This window comes from Ruminococcus sp. RTP21198st1_G1_RTP21198_201120, assembly GCF_040924265.1.
Taxonomy (GTDB): domain Bacteria; phylum Bacillota; class Clostridia; order Oscillospirales; family Ruminococcaceae; genus Hominimerdicola; species Hominimerdicola aceti.
Genome location: NZ_JBCOMH010000008.1, coordinates 79,224 through 99,509 on the forward strand (window position 1 = coordinate 79,224; position 20,286 = coordinate 99,509).

The 20,286-nt window shown below is 40.5% G+C and carries 14 protein-coding genes, 1 tRNA gene and 1 pseudogene; 8 read left to right on the plus strand and 8 right to left on the minus strand.

The features are described 5' to 3' along the window. Positions 1-6: 6 nt before the first annotated feature. Genes AB5627_RS06820 through AB5627_RS06840 form a run of 5 tightly spaced genes read right to left on the minus strand, consistent with a single transcriptional unit; the run spans position 7 to position 4,207 of the window. Entirely contained in the window at positions 7-1,080 is a 1,074-nt protein-coding gene (locus tag AB5627_RS06820; protein ID WP_022288056.1) for a PotD/PotF family extracellular solute-binding protein, read from the minus strand. Between the two features lies 1 nt (position 1,081). Further along, on the minus strand, positions 1,082-1,864 hold the full coding sequence (locus AB5627_RS06825) for an ABC transporter permease (RefSeq protein ID WP_022288055.1): 783 nt from the start codon (positions 1,862-1,864) through the stop codon (positions 1,082-1,084). Beyond that, complete coding sequence (locus AB5627_RS06830; protein WP_022288054.1) at positions 1,865-2,728, minus strand: ABC transporter permease; 864 nt, start codon at positions 2,726-2,728, stop codon at positions 1,865-1,867. Continuing rightward, positions 2,729-3,850, minus strand: coding sequence for an ABC transporter ATP-binding protein (locus tag AB5627_RS06835; RefSeq protein WP_022288053.1), 1,122 nt, complete (start codon positions 3,848-3,850; stop codon positions 2,729-2,731). 18 nt (positions 3,851-3,868) lie between these two features. After that, the gene (locus AB5627_RS06840; protein WP_195551258.1) at positions 3,869-4,207 is read right to left on the minus strand and encodes a P-II family nitrogen regulator; all 339 of its coding nucleotides are present in this window, start codon (positions 4,205-4,207) and stop codon (positions 3,869-3,871) included. A gap of 296 nt (positions 4,208-4,503) precedes the next feature. On the opposite strand from AB5627_RS06840, the gene AB5627_RS06845 reads away from it, so the two are divergent. The 6 genes from AB5627_RS06845 (at position 4,504) to AB5627_RS06870 (ending at position 11,811) form a co-directional block, all read left to right on the plus strand. After that, a complete protein-coding gene (locus AB5627_RS06845; protein ID WP_330019572.1) occupies positions 4,504-5,997 on the plus strand; it encodes a M81 family metallopeptidase in 1,494 nt (497 codons plus the stop codon). 307 nt (positions 5,998-6,304) lie between these two features. After that, positions 6,305-7,327: a glycoside hydrolase family 5 protein gene (locus tag AB5627_RS06850; protein WP_278461360.1), complete on the plus strand. Its 1,023-nt coding sequence runs from the start codon at positions 6,305-6,307 to the stop codon at positions 7,325-7,327. A gap of 421 nt (positions 7,328-7,748) precedes the next feature. Continuing rightward, complete coding sequence (locus tag AB5627_RS06855) at positions 7,749-8,606, plus strand: hypothetical protein (RefSeq protein WP_368369749.1); 858 nt, start codon at positions 7,749-7,751, stop codon at positions 8,604-8,606. A 17-nt stretch (positions 8,607-8,623) separates the two neighbouring features. Next, positions 8,624-10,048: an ABC transporter substrate-binding protein gene (locus AB5627_RS06860; RefSeq protein ID WP_022288049.1), complete on the plus strand. Its 1,425-nt coding sequence runs from the start codon at positions 8,624-8,626 to the stop codon at positions 10,046-10,048. Positions 10,049-10,167: 119 nt separating this feature from the next. Beyond that, positions 10,168-10,929 carry a helix-turn-helix domain-containing protein gene (locus AB5627_RS06865; protein ID WP_117864394.1) on the plus strand — a complete coding sequence of 254 codons (762 nt, stop codon included), beginning with the start codon at positions 10,168-10,170 and terminating at the stop codon, positions 10,927-10,929. Between the two features lie 114 nt (positions 10,930-11,043). Beyond that, positions 11,044-11,811, plus strand: a complete 768-nt coding sequence (locus AB5627_RS06870; RefSeq protein ID WP_022288047.1) for a glycoside hydrolase family 16 protein — start codon at positions 11,044-11,046, stop codon at positions 11,809-11,811. 226 nt (positions 11,812-12,037) lie between these two features. On the opposite strand, the gene AB5627_RS06875 is transcribed toward AB5627_RS06870, so the two are convergent. Next, positions 12,038-13,216 carry a hypothetical protein gene (locus tag AB5627_RS06875; protein ID WP_368369750.1) on the minus strand — a complete coding sequence of 393 codons (1,179 nt, stop codon included), beginning with the start codon at positions 13,214-13,216 and terminating at the stop codon, positions 12,038-12,040. Between the two features lie 771 nt (positions 13,217-13,987). Between AB5627_RS06875 and cas13d the strand changes: the two genes are divergently transcribed. Beyond that, entirely contained in the window at positions 13,988-16,756 is a 2,769-nt protein-coding gene (gene cas13d, locus AB5627_RS06880; protein ID WP_368369751.1) for a type VI-D CRISPR-associated RNA-guided ribonuclease Cas13d, read from the plus strand. Positions 16,757-16,979: 223 nt separating this feature from the next. Here cas13d and AB5627_RS06885 read toward each other — a convergent pair whose 3' ends face one another. Beyond that, positions 16,980-17,225 (minus strand): hypothetical protein, encoded by a 246-nt coding sequence (locus AB5627_RS06885; RefSeq protein WP_022288043.1) that lies wholly within the window; start codon positions 17,223-17,225, stop codon positions 16,980-16,982. Between the two features lie 393 nt (positions 17,226-17,618). Further along, positions 17,619-17,695: transfer RNA gene (locus AB5627_RS06890), tRNA-Pro, on the minus strand. 225 nt (positions 17,696-17,920) lie between these two features. On the opposite strand from AB5627_RS06890, the pseudogene AB5627_RS06895 reads away from it, so the two are divergent. After that, positions 17,921-20,286 (plus strand): annotated as a pseudogene (locus tag AB5627_RS06895) (hypothetical protein); the annotation flags it as partial.

Consider the following 20,286-nt stretch of genomic DNA (forward strand, 5'->3'; position numbering starts at 1 on the left):
CACTCCTTAGTTTGACATGATCTTATTCCATTGTTCATCATATGTGGAAAGTGCGTCAGTAGGGAGGTCCGAATTGAGAATGTATGATTTTTTATCATCAGGGATCTCAAACATACCTTCTATTTTCTTATAATCATCGGAAACATAATTCAGCGCTTCCTCATTATTTGATATAGCGGGGTATGTATTCAAACACTCTGCATAAATTTTAGGGTCGCATATATAATCAATAAACTTTTCAGCATTCTTACTGTTAGGCGATTGCTTTCCAATAACCCAATACTGTGTGCATTGCATAAATGTCTGGTCTTCTACCTTGAGGTAATCAAGATCAGGGTCATCAAGAAGCGCCCTTGAAGCGTCACTTGCAAATGTAAGAGCCACACTGCATTCGCCATTTTTCACAGAAGAACTTGGTGTTGCACCGTCGAACACCTTTACGTTCGCAGTAAGCTTCTTGACCCATTCTGTTGCTTCAGCAATCTCTTTTTCGTCTGTGGAGGAGTCTGAATATCCAAGGTGCATAAGTGCTGACGGATACCACATGAACGAATAAGGCATTGTAACGATCTGACCACGAAGCTTTTCATCAAGAAGATCATCCATTTTTGTGATAGTGACAGGACAGGTCTTTGTGTTGTATATCCAAGTGTAACCGCCGGTGGTGTTATATGGAATAGAGTACTTCTTGTCATTGTCATTCAGTGAGATATCACATTTATCTGTGGAAATATATTTGCTGTTTGGAATATCTTCATAGCTTATTTCTTGAAGCATATCTGCATCGATAAGTGCGTGCAGAGTAGAAATAGCAGGCTGACCAATATCATAACCCTTGGGATCTTCTGACCACTTGGTATAGATGAGAGTGTCATTGTCAACATAGTCGATATTACACTTTATGCCTGTTTCTTTTTCAAAGCTGTCAATGACAGATTGAGGGACATAGTCAGGGTAAAGAATCATATTAAGTTCTTTTGTGTCGCCTTTGCTGCCTGAATTGTTTCCACAGGAAGCCAGTCCGGTTGTTGCCGCCAATACCAATGCTGCTGTCAACGCCAAAAATTTTCTTCTTTTCATTTTACTTTCCTCTTTTCTTTTTTATTGCAATAGCCGCGGTAGCTATAAGCATTACCGCAAATATTATGGTGAACAATGCGTTATATTCAGGTGAGATACCTACCTTCAGATTTGAGTATATTTTTACAGGAAGTGTGGTATATCCCGTGTTGCTGAGAAAATTTGATACGATAAGATCGTCAAATGACAGCGAGAATGCCATAAGTCCGCCAGTAAAAATACCTGGAAGTATCATAGGACAGATGATGTGTATGAATGTATATATCTGGTTTGCACCAAGGTCAAGTGAAGCTTCTTCTATAGAAACATCATAGTCTGCAAATCTTGACTTGAGCGTAACGATAATATACGGAAGAATGAATATAGTATGCGCACATACCATAACCCCAAAGCCTTTTGATATACCAGCTGCACCTGTAAGCCCAAGAAATGCTACCGCTATAACTATTTCTGGGATCACCATAGGTACAAAAACCATAAAATTCAGAAACGAACGGCCCTTGAATTTAAGCCTGCAAAGCGCATATGCACCAAGGGTGCCGATAAAGATAGCGGCAAGCGTACTTACTACTGCCAGTGTAAGTGAGTTTATAAGTACTTGGATCATTTCACTATCAGAAAACAGTTTGCTGTAATAATCAAGCGTGAAGCTTTCCCAATGCTGATTTGAAGGCAGGCTGTTGAATGAAAATGCGACCATAACTATTACAGGAATAAATACAAACACATATATCAGCATCACATAAGCATTCGTTATTTTATTTACAAGTTTGCTGTTTTTCATTTACATCGCCCCCAAATCATCAAGGTTTCCTATCCTACTGTAAAGATAAAGCATAAGCAGAATGAATATTACAACGCACACTGAGAGTGCTGCACCGAGAGGCCAGTTCCTTGCACTGAGAAATTGGTTGCATATAATGTTACCTATAATATATACTGTTCCACCGCCGATAACATCTGTAATAAAATATGTGCCTATAGCAGGAACAAAAAGAATGATAAATGCTGCGATTATTCCCGGAAAAGTCATAGGGAGAATTACCTTTATGAAGGTCTTTACCTTGCCTGCTCCAAGGTCATAAGACGCCTCGATAGTTGATTCGTCAAGTTTTTCTATAGATGAATATAACGGCATTACTGCAAACGGCAGAAGATATTGTACAAGCCCAATTGTGATCGAGCCGTTTGTATAAAGTATCTGCAAAGGTGAGCTTATGATATGAAGCTTCATAAGAGCAGTATTTATCAAGCCAGATGAATTAAACATTATAACAAGGCTATATAGTCTTGCAAGGCTACTGGTGTAAACAGGTATCATGAGCAGAAACATAAGCAGCTTGCCTGATTTTTTCCATTTTCTTGCCACAATAAAGGTAAATGGATATCCAAGCAATATGCATAATACAGAGCTTTTAAGAGCCATACATATTGATCTTCCTACGGCTTTGAGATAAGTAAAATCTGCAAGAGACTCATAAGCGTCAACTGTAAATCTTCTGATAGTGCCGCCGTATGCGCCACGTCCCATAAAACTCATTGCTGCAACATATAAAAGTGGAAGTACCACAAGCAGCAGAAGTGCCAAAGTTAGTGGGAGAATATATACAAGTGCCGTGAAATTGAACCTGCTGCGTGATGTTGTCATTTACTGCACCCCCCGCAATGTGTCAAAATTTTCGGCCATAGGGCCTGTCGGATTTTTGATCATTACAGCGTCCTTTGCGTCCCATTCAAGATATACCTTGTCACCGATATTTATATCGTTGTAGGAAGCAATGTCTGCAACTTTTATCTCGTGTCCGTTAGAAAGCACGGCAATATGTTTCATCATATTGCCAGTAAATATCTGCTCCTTTATCTCGGCTGGCAGTGAATTGCCGCTTCCTGCTTTTCTTGTGATCCGTACTTTTTCTGGACGAATGCAAACATATACCATTTGTCCTGCAACATAACCATCACCGCTGCACAGGATGTTTCCACTTTCGATCGCAACTGTGCAGTTGTCGCTATTTCTGTCCTTTACTACGCCCTCGAAGATATTTGACTCACCGATAAATTCTGCAACATATTTTGTTTTTGGCTTCATATAAAGTTCCTTTGGGGAACAGACCTGTTCAAGTATGCCCTTGTGCATTACAGCAATTCTGTCACTCATCGTCAGAGCCTCTTCCTGATCGTGAGTGATGTATATAAATGTTATGCCAAGCTTTTTCTGCATTGTTTTCAATTCCAGCTGCATCTGCTTTCTGAGGTTAAGGTCAAGAGCCCCCAATGGTTCGTCAAGCAACAATACCTTTGGATTATTGATGAGTGCTCTTGCAATAGATACACGCTGTTTTTGTCCGCCTGAAAGCTGAGCAGGCTTCCTTTTTTCATATCCGTCTAACCTGATAAGCGAAAGCATATGTGAAACACTTTCGTGTATCTCTGCTTTGGAAACTTTTTTTAATTTCAGACCATATGCAATGTTGTCATAAACGCTAAGATGAGGAAACAAAGCATAACTTTGAAAAGCCGTATTTACTTGTCTTTTATAAGGCGGAACACCTATCACGGAGCTGCCGTCGATACAAATATCGCCGGAGGAAACGTCCTCAAAGCCAGCTATCATACGCAGCGTGGTGGTTTTGCCGCAGCCAGAAGCTCCAAGAATAGTCAAAAACTCGCCCTCATAAATATCCAGATCAATATTCTTGACGACCTTGACATCATTGTCATATGTTTTTGATATGCCTTTTAAGGACACTATTACTTTTTTCTCTTTCATAGTTACCTCTCTTACTGCTTACAAAGCATTTTCTCCACATTCTCCTGTACGGATTCTCATGGCATCTTCGATGTTAGATACAAATAACTTGCCATCGCCGTGTGTTCCTGTACCAATCTCATTGTAGATGTCGTTCATAATGAGCTTTAGCTCACTGTCTTTTACAACTGTCATAACATATATCTTAGGGAGAAGATTAGTTGCAACATCATCATTTTCAGCTTTGCTGATATGACCTTTCTGACGTCCACAACCCATTACTGAATAAACGGTGAGACCAAGGCAATTGTGATTGACAAGGATCTTCTTGATAATCTCTAGCTTTTCCGTTCTTGTGATAATTTCGATTTTTTTCATGTAATCCAACCTCCTGAATAAAAAAGACGCCATTTGCCTTTAAAAAGGAAATAACGTCTTTGTTCTTTGAAATATTCTGTTTTGTCTTTCTATGACCTAAGTATATCACAATAAACAAGATTAATCAAGTTGTGCAAGTTACAAATAATGTTGTTGCGAGTGCACAATAATCAGTAATTGTGCAAAGAACACAGAGACAATTGTGGTGTTATGACCTTGAAATCTCTTTTATAATTTAATATAATTTTTATAAGGTAATGTTAAACCCTTAATAATGACTATTGGAGATGATTTTTATGAGAGCGGCGGTAGGCGGCTTTTTTCACGAAACAAATACATTCTGTGCTATACGCACAGACCTTGACAGCTTTAAAGCTCGTGATTACATTGATACTGATGATGTTAAGGAGTTTACGGAGTATTTCAACGACGCTCGTGAGATAACGGGCTTTTTGAGAACATTGGCAAAGTATAATGATGATGTATTACCTCTGCCAGCTGCGTTTGCTACGCCGTCGGGACTTATTGAAAAAGATGTATATGTCGCTATAAAAGAGAGAATGCTTGAAAGGATCGCTTTTACTAAGCCTGATGTTGTGTTTCTCAATCTCCATGGTGCAGCAGTAGTTGAAGGCTTTGATGATTGTGAGGGGGACTTGCTCAGCTCAATCAAGGCACTTGTTGGAGAAGGTACGCCGATATATGCTGTACTTGACCTGCACGCAAATGTATCTCCTCTTATGGTGAAGAATGCAGACCTTCTTCTGGGTTATAATACAGAACCTCACGTTGATATAAGGAAACGTGAATCGGAATGTGTGGAGATATATCATAGACAGCTTGAAGAAGGCTTTGTAATGAAAACGGCATATGCTCAGCCTCCGCTCCTTTTGCCTGCGATCAATACAGATACAAATGGTGGTGCTATGACGCCATTTATAGCCCAAGCTTTTGAATATGAGAAACAGGCAGGCGTTATCAATGTATCACCATTTGCAGGCTTTTATGGCTCTGACAAATATAATGCAGGTCCGTCTATTATTTGTACGGTGACAACAGATGTATCCGATGCACAGGCGATATGTAATGACATATCAAATATGTTTATAGACAAAAAAGATAGTTTCTTTGTGCACCTTGATCCACTTGACAAAATAATATGCACAATAAAGAGTGCACCTTCAAAGAAATATGCCGTTATCGATGAATGTGATGACCCGCTCGGCGGCGGTCCTGCTGATGGTACTTATATTCTTGATAAACTTATTGAGGGCGGTATAAATAAAATAGGGGTATCAACTATCTGTGATAGAGAGATCACGGAAATGGCTTTTGCAGCAGGAGAGGGTGCTGTTATAAAGGGACTTCTTGGTGGAAAAACTGATAATAAGCACGGACGACCTTTACCGATAACGGCGGTGGTCACTAAACTCATTTGCAAACCAATACCAATGTGCGAAGCTAATGGTGAAGAATTTGCAGATTATGGGGAAACATATACTGATTATGGTCGCATAGCTGTTATTAGCACGGAACAAGCAGATATTGTTGTAACTGAAAATAAAGTTCCAACGGAGATGATAAATATTTTTAGACATCTTGACATTGACAGCAACAAATATTCAGTTCTCGTTCTCAAAGGCTTCGGCCATTCATACAAGGCAAATTTTAGCGACAAGGAATATGTATATTTTACAGCAGAGAGTATAGGTGTCAATAATCCTGACGTTACAAAAATCGGTGAATTTAAGAAGATAAGAAGACCTGTTTATCCGCTGGATATGAAATAGTATGTTAGCTATGTTTCAAGGTAATTAGATTACAGATAACAATAAAAGAAGTCACCGCCGCAGGTCGCATTAATTCGTGACCTGCGGCGGTCTTGCATTATTTTATGTACAGTCTATCCGCCAATCTGAGGAGTGCAATTATTTTTCGTGCAACATAATGCTCGTCAATAGTTGGAAATGTATGTTTAGAACGCCACAATAGCATTACGATTTTTACACGAATATTAAAATTATGATATAATTTCTGGCCATACAGTACTACGATATAGTTGCAAACAAAACTAGAATCAGAAAGGACGGTTAAAATATGAGAAGATTTAATGGCTATATGCACGGCATCGATATCGGAGGCTGGCTGTCACAATGCGATTACAGTAAGGAACATCTTGATAATTTTATTACAGAGGAGGACATCAAGCGTATAAAGGGCTGGGGCTGCGACCACGTTAGAGTGCCTGTGGATTATAATATCTTTCAGGACGAAAACGGCTTTATAGAGAGCGGCTTCGACTATGTTCAGAAGTGTATCGATTGGTGCGGAAATAACGGTATCAATATGATACTTGACCTCCATAAGACAATGGGCTTTTTCTTTGACAAGGCTCAGGCTGAAAGCGGATTCTTTGATAACGCTGAGCTTCAGCAGAAATTCTATGACCTTTGGGAAGAGTTTGCAAAGCGTTTCAGCAAATATTCTGACAGGGTCTCTTTTGAACTTCTCAATGAGGTAACTGACCCTAAGTTCAGCACAAAGTGGAATGCTATCATTGAAAATACCATAAAGCTTATCAGAAAATATAGTGCTGATATAAATATCATTGTGGGCAGCTACTGGAACAACTCTATTGATTCAATGAAAGATCTTGATAAGCCTTATGACGAGCATATAGTTTATACTTTCCATTGCTATGACCCATTTCTTTTCACTCATCAGGCTGCCTATTGGGTAGATGAGATGCCGAGAGATTTCAGGATCGATTATCCGGGAAGCGTCCCAAAATACAGAAGTGAGGTAAAGCGTCTTGGTCTTGAATATATGCAGACATACGAGGAGGTCAAGACAGAGAAATTTACGCCTGATTATTTTATGGGAAGATTTGCTGAGGCTGTAAGGGTCGCAGAGGAAAGAAATGTTCCTATGTATTGTGGAGAATACGGTGTTATAAATCTTGCATCTGCTGAAAATACTCTTAACTGGTACAAGGATATAAGCAGTGCCTTTGAGAAATGTTCTATCGGAAGAGCGGCTTGGTCATACAAGGGTGTTGACTATGGCTTTATTGACGGACATCTTGACAGCGTTCTTGATGAACTGGTAAAGTATCTTTAATAGATCATTTCTTAATATAACTCCATTTTTGGACAAGCTCGGTCACGTTTGCCGAGCTTGTTTTTTTATGCTTAGTTTCATAAATTGATGTTTGCTCATAAAATTCTATTTACGATAATTATTTGATATAAATAATTGAATATTGATATAATAGTTTTAAAACAAAGCGTATAATATAAACATAATAATTCATAGTCACTTTCTTATAATAACTTCCGAATAAACAGACCTGCTTGAATATCAAGTGGGTCTGTTTTCATATATTTATAATCTTACATAAATTCGATATTAAACACTTTTATGATATTTATGTTACGTTTTTGATATAAACAAAACGTTTACATAGTTATAATATATACAGAAACAACAAAATAAATTGCTTTTAGCAAAAAATTTTATTGAAAAATAGGAGGAAAAGGTTATGAAGATCAAAAAATTTGTAGCAGGTCTTTCAGCAGCGGTTCTCGCAGCAACAATGATGTCAGTTTCTGTTTCGGCAGCAAAGCTAGGCGATGTTGTTCATCCGTCAGAGGAGGACTCAAAAATGAATGACTCATATTACTCTATCGGAGCAATGGGCTTTTATATGGGTCAGGACTGGACCTGGAATCAGGGCGACTGGGTAGGCATCGATGATGCTGGCAAGATAACTGTTGAATATAAGATAAGCAAAGTTATCGCTGATAAGACAATGTCAGGAAAGGGAACTCTTGGAGATATGGGCGTTATGGTGGCTAATCTTCCTGATGGTGTTTATCCTGTGGACGTTAAGATATCTGACGCAAAGTTCGTTGCCGAGGACGGCACAACAACAGTTTTTGATTCGCTTAATTCTATCACTTCAATGGACGAGGACGCAGAGGGTGGAATAAGAATACATATCAGACCAACTGACGAGGTCAATGAGGAAACAGGCGAGGTAACAAAGAAAGCTTGTCCTGAGGTCGCAGGCTGGGAGAAGGAAGGCGCTTTCAACGGCGGCACACTTTCAATGACGCTTGATTTCGGTGTTGCATCTGCCGAGGGCGGAGAGTCAAAAACAGATGCTTCAAAGGCAGATTCAAAGTCTGATGCTTCAAGCTCAAAGGCTGATACGTCAAAGAAAGACGTTTCTTCATCTAAGGCAGATGCAGGCAAGACTTCTGCAGCAGCGGCTACATCTTCAAAAGCATCTGACGATACATCTAAGGCAGCAGAAACAGGTGCGGCTGTTGGCGGAGCACTTGCAGTTATCGCTCTTGCAGGCACAGCAGTGATCGTTGCAAAGAGAAGAAAGTAATATTCGGAGGTATGGCTATGAATAATGCAAAAAGAGTTTTGACATTTGCCCTTGCGGTTTGCTCGCTTTCAGCATTTGCATCTTGCGGAAGTTCAAGTGATTCATCAAGCAAGGTAGTTGACAAAAAGCTTAAGGAAGATCAGCAGCAGATAGTTCAAAGACTTGCTGATGATATGAAAGATGTGAGAGATCTCAAGAGCAACGAAATAAAGTGGTTTTCACATTGGGATATCAACCCTACTGAGGCAGAGGACAAGGAGATAGGTGCTGACCTTGCTTTGTTCAAGACAAAGTATAATGGTAAGATAAACTGGGTGCAGACCACTTGGGAAACTAAGTTTGACGATCTTGCGGCACTTGTAATGTCAAATGATTCACCTGATTTCATCGGTGCTGATGATATGGACGTTTTCCCTAAGGGTGCTATAAAGTCAATGATAGAGCCTATCGACGATTATATTGATCTTTCAAAGCCTCTTTGGACAGACATAAAGGGTGCGACAGATCAGTTTATGCTTGGCGATAAGCATTATGTGAGCGTTATCAGAACAGACCCTGCGTATGTTTTTGTATACAACAAGCAGACAATGGAAGATAACGGCTATGACGATCCTGCTGAGCTTTTCAAAGAAGGCAAGTGGAACTGGGATACATTCACAGAAATGTGTCTTGATTTTACTGACGCTGAAAGCGATAAATACGCTCTCGACGGCTGGTATTATGAAAAGGCTTTGCAGCAGTCTTCAGGTGTGCCGCTCATCGGTATCACAGACGGCAAGCTTGTAAATAATATTTCTGACCCTATGATAGCAAAGGCTCAGAATATGATGTATGAGCTGCAGAAGAACAATGTTGTTTATCCAAAGCACGAGAATAACTGGAAACTCAGAGGCGACGCTGAGGGCAGCGGAATGGCAACAGGTCTGACGCTTTTCTATCCTATCGGACTTTGGGCACTTGAGAATGCTCCGTCAACAACTGTAAACTATGGCGATGTATCAAAGGGAGAGGTAATGTTCGTTCCTGTTCCTTGCTCAGCTGATAGTGATAAACAGTATATCCCTTCAAGAGTACACGGCTTTAGCATTGTAAAGAACGCTCAAAATCCTGAGGGCGTGGCAGCTTTCCTTGAATGCTGCCGTTATGCAGAGCTTGACGAGGCTGCACATCAGATAACCCTCGATCAGTACAAGGACGATTACGGCTGGACAGATGAGATGCTTGAAATGAGAGAAACTATCTATGATCTGTCTGCACAGAATCCTGTATTTGACTTTGAACAGGGCGTATCTGCCGACCTTAACTCTATTTGCGATACTGCAATAAGAGGAACAATGAATCCGCAGGAGTCAAAGAGTTGGTCACAGGTCGTTCAGGAAAATGAAAAGGCTATAGATTATCTTATCGACGAGGCTATGACTTCAATGAAAGAGGCTAAATAATATCTAATTATCAGAAAAAAGGGCGGCAGGGTGATTTGCCGTCCTTTTTCTATAAATATGAGGCTTTACTTGTGTCTGTAAATATGATATAATAAGCTAAAAAGCAGGGGGTGAAAGCTATGGAAATAAACAGAGAATTGTCTAAGCGGCAGTTTATGCAAAAGGAAAATGACTATCATCATTCACCATATGAAACGGAACTGGAATTCTATTCTGCGGTGCGGGAGGGCGACCTTGAAACGGTCAAACGTTTGTATACGCCGCTGGATACAAACGGAAAGGGCAGGCTCAGCAAAGACGACCTTAGAAACGTCAAGTATCATCTTGTCATAACCATAGCTATGCTGTGCAGGTTTTGCATCGAGGGTGGACTTGACCCGGAAACTGCGTATACCATAAGCGATATATACATTAATAAATGTGATGAGTGCCGCAATGAAGAAAGCGTTATGGCTGTACACAAAGAAGTCATCGTTTATTATACAAAGCAAATGAAAAAGGCTGCGTCACAGAACGTTTACTCGAAGCATATCCTTATGTGCTTTGACTGCATTTTCGATAATATTTACAAGGGCGTGACCGTCAATCAGATAGCTGATGAACTGAACATAACGCCTCAGTATCTTTCAAAGCTTTTCAGAGAGGAAGTTGGCGTAAAGATCTCTGATTTCATTATGTCAAAAAGGATACAAGCGGCTGAAAATATGCTGAGATATTCTGAATATAGTCCGCTTGATATAGCCAATTATCTTGCTTTCAGCTCGCACAGCCATTTTATTGCCTGCTTTAAGAAACAGACAGGACTTACGCCGAAACAGTATAGAGATCAGTTTTTCCGTGCAAACTGGAACAAGCATAGCACAAGCAGATCGAAAATATAAGTTGATATTAATATTATAATATTTGCATTACTTTTATGATATAAATATCACATCTGTTGAATTATAATACTTATAGAAGATAAAATTCTGATATTTATTCGGAGGTAATGAAAAATGAAAAAAGTTTTGGCTATGTCGATTCTCACAATGATAGTTATGTCTATGGGTGGCTGTGGTGCTTCATCTGACAGCAGTTCTTCGCAAGATGTCAGCAGCAAGGCGGAAACGGAAAGCAATTCTCCATACACGGTTGAGGCGGATTTCAGCAAGGGTGCGTCAAATGATTTTTCCATTTCAGCAGGCTGGTCAAATGGTGATCCGTTCAACTGTTCGTGGAGCGAAGATAACGTAACTTTCAATGACGGGAAAATGCAGCTTACCATTGACAGTATGGGCGATTCCGAAGCGTACAGAGGCGGCGAGTATCGTTCAAAGGAGAACTATGGCTATGGACTTTATGAGGTTTCAATGAAAGCCATAAAGAATGACGGCGTTGTATCATCATTCTTTACATACACAGGTCCATCGGAGGATAATCCTTGGGACGAAATAGATGTTGAAGTCCTTGGCAAGGACACAACAAAGGTGCAGTTCAATTACTACACCAATGGTGTTGGCAAGCACGAATATATGTATGATCTTGGTTTTGACGCTTCTGAGGATTTTCACACTTACGCATTTGAGTGGAAAGAGGACGGCATAACTTGGTATGTTGACGGAAAGGAAGCATACAAGGCAACGGAAAATCTGCCTGTCACACCAGGTAAAATAATGATGAATGCGTGGAACGGCATTGGCGTTGACAGCTGGCTGAAAGCCTTTGACGGCACAGTTCCGCTTACAGCGGAATATGAGTGGGCAAGGTTTACGGCAGAAAAGTAAAGTGATCCGCATATTATGCTTGCTCTTATGTCTTGATTTTTTTACTTAATGATATTGATATTTGAACCGACCCCATTTGCTAGGTCAAAAAGTCTAGCGAATGGGGTCGGTTTATTTTACAAAGATAAACTCATATATTCACTCTTCTCAGAGCTTGACAATTTATGATATCGTGAGTATATTTCTGCATAGGGGTGTTTTTTTGCTATAATTTTCATTTTTATTCTCATATCTCAACTTCTCGGTTATACGCCTCAGCTCCCTCGACATACAGCGTTCTCATTTCTTCAAACGAGTCGCTTGGAGATAGGATAACACCGTCTTTGCCGAACTTATTGAAATAGTATTTGACTTGGATAGGCGGGGAGATGAACTCGTTGACAGTGTTGGGCTTGGGCTTTTCATTGCCTTTCAGTATGGGGCGCTGATAGAGTATTTTGCCGAACATTTCAACGCCTTTTTCGGTGAGGTACACTTTGGAGATATCGCTCTCATCACTGCCAAAACGTGGGTCGCTGAGTAGGTGCTTCACGGACTTGACGTGACCCTCTTTCAGCCGTTCGTATTCGGTGACGGAGGAGTATTCCTTTTGGCTGAGCTTTTCTGCGATGCTTAGTCCGCTCAATCTGCTTATGCGATAGCTGTCGGCTTTGAACTCTTTGCCTGCGCTTTTTTCGTCGGACAGGCAGACAAGATAATTATACATCTTATATTCGTCGCTGACGATACGGTAGGGGATAAGCCTTATGCGGCGCTTTTCACGGCTGTACATATTAGAATATGCGTAAATGAAGCTGTAATATCTGCTGCCGTTTTGTTTGATGACTTCATTTATTTTTATGATATTGTCGGCGAAAATGAGCCTTTCACGTTCGCAATCTGACAGCAGGGCATAGTCCTCATACACGGCTTTCAGAAATCTTCTTAGGGTCAAGCTGTACACCTTGTTTTCATAATAAAGGTCATCACTGCTCAGTGTATCGTAAAGGTCACGGCATATGCTGAGCCTTACTCGCACTGCATTTTCGGTCTTGGTCTTTTCGTATTTTGCAGAGAGCTTTGAGATAAGATAGCTTTTTATTATCTCCTTGCTTTTATCATCAAGGCTGTCATCGATCTCCTCGATCTGCCATTCTACGAATGCGTTCAGAAGTGGGATACCAATATATTTATAGTTATCGTCACTCTTGTATTTTAATGATGCGATATATGCTGAATCAAATATACTTGTGAGAAATGAGGACATTGATACGCTGCCGTTAGGGGAAAGGCTTGTTTCAAATATGGACTTGTCCTTGATAATGACGGAATATGCAGAGGGTGAGAGGGGTATGGATTGCACCTCTGCGATATATGGTACGTTTTTGTCACGCTTGGGCAGAAATGTGCTTGGGGGTATGAGCATTTTTATCACCTCTTGTATCCATTATATCACAAATGTACTTTTTGTCAATATCATAGAAAATTATTTTGCTGAAATTGTGACATAAATGCCGTAAAAACGTGATAAATGTGCAAAAACATAGATAAAAAAGTTTTTGAAAATTACACTTTTGTTGACGATGATAAGGTGGTATAATGTATACAGAACAAAGGACAGGAGGTGATAAAAATGGGAAAGACGATCCTTACGGCTATCATTGTAGCTGTACTTGACTGCGCTATCGCAGCTGTCAAGGAGATTGGGGAATGAGATGAAATAACGACAGACGGGAGGTGATGAAAATGCTTTATGTAAAACAGCCACTTTCTATTGACATTTGTGTCTGAAAATGGTATAATATTTATGTATTAAAGCGCTGATAAGATAAGTTTGGTGTTTTATTACAGAATATCGTTGATTATTTTGTCAACTTTGACCTACTACACTAGTGCGAATTTGCACTAGTCTAAAACCTGTTCAACTTTTCGATTGCTGTCATTTCGCTACTACACTGGTGCAAATTTGCACTAGTCTAAAACTCCTCGATTACCTTGTATGTGCCGATTGGGGCTACTACACTAGTGCGAATTTGCGCTAGTCTAAAACTGAGAGCCTTTATACACCGCATAAGTATAGCTACTACACTGGTGCAAATTTGCACTAGCTGGCAAAGTTTAACATCAAAACCAACAAATAAAAAAATCCCTTAACGCTCAATGCGCTAAGGGATAACTAATATAAGGAGTAATATTTATGGCAAAAAAGAATAAAATGAAGCCTAGAGAGCTGCGTGAGGCTCAGAAAAAAGCCAGACAGCTCAAAGCGGCTGAGATAAATAATAACGCTGCTCCTGCGATCGCTGCCATGCCTGCTGCAGAGGTCATTGCACCTGTGGCAGAGAAGAAAAAATCCTCCGTAAAGGCGGCAGGAATGAAGTCTATTCTTGTCAGCGAAAATAAAATGTACATAACCTCTTTCGGCAAGGGCAATTCTGCTGTGCTTGAATATGAGGTGGACAATAATGACTACAACAAAACTCAGCTTTCTTCAAAGGACAACAGCAATATCGAGCTTGGTGATGTAAACGAGGTAAACATCACTTTTTCAAGCAAGCATGGCTTTGGGAGCGGAGTGGAGATAAATACTTCAAACCCTACTCACAGAAGCGGTGAAAGCTCGCCTGTAAGAGGGGATATGCTGGGGCTTAAATCGGAGCTTGAAAAGCGCTTTTTCGGCAAAACTTTTGATGATAATATACATATCCAGCTTATTTACAACATTCTGGATATCGAAAAGATACTTGCGGTGTATGTAACGAATATCGTTTATGCGCTGAACAATATGCTTGGTATAAAGGATTCTGAAAGTTATGATGATTTTATGGAGTATCTTTCTGCAAGAAATACTTATGAAGTTTTTACTCACCCTGACAAAAGCAATCTTTCCGATAAGGTAAAGGGTAATATCAAGAAAAGCCTTAGCAAGTTTAATGACTTGCTGAAAACTAAGCGCCTTGGCTATTTCGGCCTTGAAGAGCCAAAGACAAAAGACACAAGAGCTTCGGAAGCATACAAAAAGCGTGTTTATCATATGCTTGCAATTGTGGGGCAGATAAGACAGTGTGTTTTTCATGATAAATCGGGTGCAAAAAGATTTGACCTTTACAGTTTTATTAACAATATTGATCCCGAATACAGAGATACTCTTGACTATCTTGTTGAGGAGCGTTTAAAGTCCATAAACAAGGACTTTATCGAGGGTAACAAGGTCAATATCAGCCTGCTTATTGATATGATGAAAGGCTATGAGGCTGATGATATAATACGCCTTTATTACGATTTCATTGTGCTTAAATCTCAGAAAAATCTCGGCTTTTCTATCAAAAAGCTTCGTGAGAAAATGCTGGAGGAATACGGTTTCAGATTTAAGGACAAGCAATATGACTCTGTGCGCTCAAAGATGTACAAGCTTATGGATTTCCTGCTTTTCTGCAACTACTACAGAAATGACGTTGCCGCAGGCGAAGCTCTTGTGCGTAAACTGCGTTTTTCAATGACCGATGATGAAAAAGAGGGGATATATGCTGATGAAGCGGCAAAGCTTTGGGGCAAATTCAGGAATGATTTTGAAAATATCGCCGACCACATGAACGGTGACGTTATCAAGGAGCTTGGCAAGGCTGACATGGATTTTGATGAGAAAATTCTTGACAGTGAAAAGAAGAATGCGTCTGACCTTTTGTATTTCTCCAAAATGATATATATGCTCACATATTTTCTTGACGGCAAGGAGATAAACGATCTTCTTACAACGCTTATCAGCAAGTTTGATAACATCAAGGAGTTTTTGAAGATAATGAAAAGCTCTGCTGTTGATGTTGAGTGTGAGCTTACGGCGGGCTACAAGCTGTTCAATGACAGCCAGAGGATAACCAACGAGCTTTTTATCGTAAAGAACATTGCTTCCATGAGAAAGCCTGCGGCTTCAGCGAAGCTTACGATGTTCCGTGACGCACTGACTATACTCGGTATAGACGACAATATCACGGACGATAGGATAAGCGAGATTCTAAAACTTAAAGAAAAAGGCAAGGGCATACATGGTCTGAGAAATTTTATAACAAACAATGTTATCGAGTCCTCTCGGTTTGTATACCTTATCAAGTATGCGAACGCTCAGAAGATAAGAGAAGTGGCTAAGAATGAGAAAGTTGTCATGTTTGTTCTTGGGGGTATCCCTGACACGCAGATAGAGCGTTATTACAAGAGTTGTGTGGAGTTTCCTGACATGAATAGTTCTTTGGAAGCAAAGCGCAGTGAGCTTGCGAGAATGATAAAGAACATCAGCTTTGATGATTTCAAAAATGTGAAACAGCAGGCAAAGGGCAGAGAAAACGTGGCTAAGGAGAGGGCAAAGGCTGTTATCGGGCTTTATCTTACGGTCATGTATCTGCTGGTGAAAAATCTTGTGAATGTCAATGCAAGGTATGTTATTGCGATACACTGCCTTGAACGTGATTTTGGGCTGTATAAGGAGATAATTCCTGAGTTGGCTTCAAAGAACTTGAAAAATGACTACAGGATACTTTCACAGACGCTTTGTGAACTTTGTGATGATCGTAATGAGTCGTCGAATTTGTTCTTGAAAAAGAACAAGCGGCTGCGCAAGTGCGTTGAAGTTGATATCAATAATGCAGACAGCAGCATGACAAGAAAATACCGCAACTGTATTGCTCATCTTACTGTAGTTCGTGAACTGAAAGAATACATAGGAGATATTCGTACAGTGGATTCTTACTTCTCCATTTATCATTATGTTATGCAGCGTTGTATCACGAAAAGGGGAGATGACACAAAGCAAGAAGAGAAAATAAAGTATGAGGACGATCTTTTAAAAAATCACGGCTATACGAAAGACTTTGTAAAGGCTCTCAACTCGCCGTTTGGATACAACATTCCGAGGTTTAAAAATCTTTCAATTGAGCAGTTGTTTGACAGAAATGAATATCTTACTGAAAAGTAGCGTAGTGTAGATACCGCCGCTCTCTTGGGGGACAGGAGGCGGCGGTGATATTCATTCTTGTAAAAGACGTGGTGGATATTCTGTTTGATTTGTTTTTTTGGAAAGAAGAAGTAAGACAAGTGAAAATCAGAGCACTGTATGCAATATGGTGCGGATATCTACAAACGCTTAGCAGCATAAAGCTGTTGGATAAAGACGGCGAGATATCTAAAGATGTAACAACTCATATCACAAAAGAAGAAGCCAAAAAGCTGATGAAGCTCCTTAAAAAGCTGAATATTTTTCGATTTTCTACCTCATCAGCGTCATTAGGGGAATAGTCCCAATCGTCTGTAGAAGCGATAACAACAGTATCGTTCTTAAAGTCAACTATAGCGCCAATACCATATGTAGTGATAAGCTGAGTTTTTCTTATATCTCCAACGGAGATCTTTTTGTCTGAATATGTTGATATGCCATTCTTCTGCATAATCTCTTATTCTAGGCTCGATACTTTCGACACGTTCAAGCATGGTTCGTTTTATCTGCTCTATATCTTTATCATCAGCAGTTTTTCGACGATGGCAGCAATAATCCAGCTCTCACACAGAAGATCGTGGACAGCGTATCGAGGCTTTCTGAGAAGGATCAGAAGCTTGTGTTGGAGATTTCGGAGAGGTTGGGGAAAGATTGAATCGATAAAGTGCCTTAATGCTAGTCATAAGGCACTTTTGCTATGTGGAACATACAAAAAAATAGTTACGCTTTTCGGTTTCTCAAAGCATAACCCTACTTTTTTAGGTAATACAAAAACTCCCCCTGCGGCGTTAAGTTCTGATAATAAAAAAAGCCATGACGGACAATGCCCGTCACGGCGAGTGACTGGTCGAGGTGACGGGACTTGAACCCACGGCCTCTGCGTCCCGAACGCAGCGCTCTACCAAACTGAGCCACACCTCGAAATACCACTGTAATATTATATCACACCCATCAAACCTTGTCAAGGCGTTTTTTTTGTTTTGTATCCTCTTTGCTCTTTTTTACTGCGTTGACCTTTGGTGTTTGACGAATTTATTGAAATCATTCTCATTGTAACTTATTTTCATTGACATATGCCTTGCGTTGTGATATTATATATATAAAGGTGTTCTCGTTTGAAAGTTTTTGTATGAGGTGATGAAATCGATGAATATGAAGAAAAGAATGTTGAGCATTGTCCTGTCTGGCGCAATGGCTGTTTCTACTGCTGTGTCTGCTGGATCGTTCGGTGCCTTTGCCGTGGCGCAATGTGTTGCATATTCAGGCTCTAATGTGAATGATCAGGACTATGTGCAATGGTCTGACACAGTGAAATCTTACCTGACAGTGTGCGACAACGGCAATTATATGCGTGTCCAGTCAGGCGCTATCGAGGGCAAGCTCCTTGTGGAATATTACAGCTCTGATTTTGAACCGCTCAGCACTAAGCTTATCGACAATGAACTGCCGATCTTTGGTGCTTTCTATGACTCCGGCAATAATTATTATGTACTTAGCGGTCAGGAAAATCCGAAACAAAACGACTCCCTCGAGGTTTTCCGTATCACGAAGTATGATAAGAATTGGAACAAAATAAAGTCCTGCGGTCTGTATGGAGCTAACACTACAGTTCCATTCGATGCAGGCTCGGCAAGAATGACCCATAGCGGTGACCACCTGCTTGTGAGGACCTGCCACGAAATGTATAAATCAAGCGACGGCAATAATCATCAGGCTAATGTTACCATTGAAGTGGATATGCCTTCGATGACTATCACTGATTCATATACCGGCGTCATGAACGTTGATTATGGCTATGTTAGCCACTCCTTCAATCAGTTTATAAAAACCGACGGCAACCATATAGTCGCCCTCGACCATGGTGACGCTCATCCACGTTCCGCCGTTCTGGTGAAGTATAATTCTGATTTTACTACAGGCAAATTTTTCCCAAGCTATTTTGAACAGGTCAGCAATATCGACGTTGTAACATACCCTGAATATACCGCCGGTCACTATAACTATACAGGTGCGGCTATAGGCGGCTTTGATGTGTCATCATCAAGCTATATCGTGGCACAGAGTACAGTTGACCTTGATTATATCAATACGTCAGAAACACGAAACGTCTACGTTTCCGCTGTTTCAAAGGATCTTTCCACAAACAAGCTCAATAAGATAACTTCTTATGCAGAGGGTACAGCTTCTGCTTCTGCTCCACAGCTTGTGAAGATAAATAATAACAGCTTTTTGCTATTGTGGTCCAGAGATACAAAGGTAAGCTGTGTGAAGCTAAACGCTGACGGCACAGTAAACGGCGGTATACACACCTTTGAGGGAAGCCTTTCAGATTGCCAGCCTGTTATCAAAAACGGCAGAGCAGTATGGTATGTTTACGATAAAAATAACGTGACCTTCAACTCCCTGAACCTTTCAAATCTTGACGATATAAAGACGGTTGACGTCAAAACAGGTCATGACTACGAAACAAAGTACGCATCAAAAACTGACGGCACTGTAACACAGACCTGCAAGTCTTGCGGTTATGTGAATAAGTTCACAGTTCCGACCTCTACCACTGTTTATTGGCGCACAGACCTTTCGAATACGTCCTTTTCAAGCGTATTGAGCAAAACTCAGTTCAGTGTGGGCGACAGCATTGATTTCTGGCTTTATGACGATACAGACTACACAGTTGAATTTTCTGATCGCAGCATGGTAAGTGTAAATAAGCTTGAAAACTATGCTAATGATATCAGACGTATCACATTCAAAAACGGCGGTTCACTCACTGTAAAAATTTATCCTACATACAATCCGTCTGTAGCAAAGACATACAAATTCACCTGCGGATGCACGAGCCACACATATGGCAGTGCTGTTATCACAAAACAGCCGACCTGCACATCAGAAGGTACAAAAACAAAAACTTGTACGCAGTGCGGAGCAACAGTAACAGAAACAATTGCAAAGCTTTCCCACAGCTACACAACCACAGTTGTTGCACCTACTTGCACTACTAACGGCTACACACTCCACAAGTGTTCTGTTTGCGGTACTTCATACAAGGACAACACAACAAAAGCAACAGGTCACAGCTACGGAAATTCTGTTGTAACAAAACAGCCGACCTGCACATCAGAGGGTACTGCCATAAAGACTTGTACAAAGTGCAATGCGACATTTACAGAAACTATAGCAAAGACTTCACACAAATATGTCGACACAGTTGTTGCACCTACTTGCACTGCTAACGGCTACACTCTCCACAAGTGTTCTGTTTGCGGTACTTCATACAAGGATAGCACAACAAAAGCACCAGGTCACAGCTACGGAAATTCTGTTGTAACAAAACAACCGACCTGCACATCAGAGGGTACTGCTATAAAGACCTGCACAAAGTGCAATGCGACAGTTACAGAAACTATACCAAAGACTTCACACAAATATGCTGACACAGTTGTTGCACCTACTTGCACTACTAACGGCTACACACTCCACAAGTGTTCTGTTTGCGGTACTTCATACAAGGA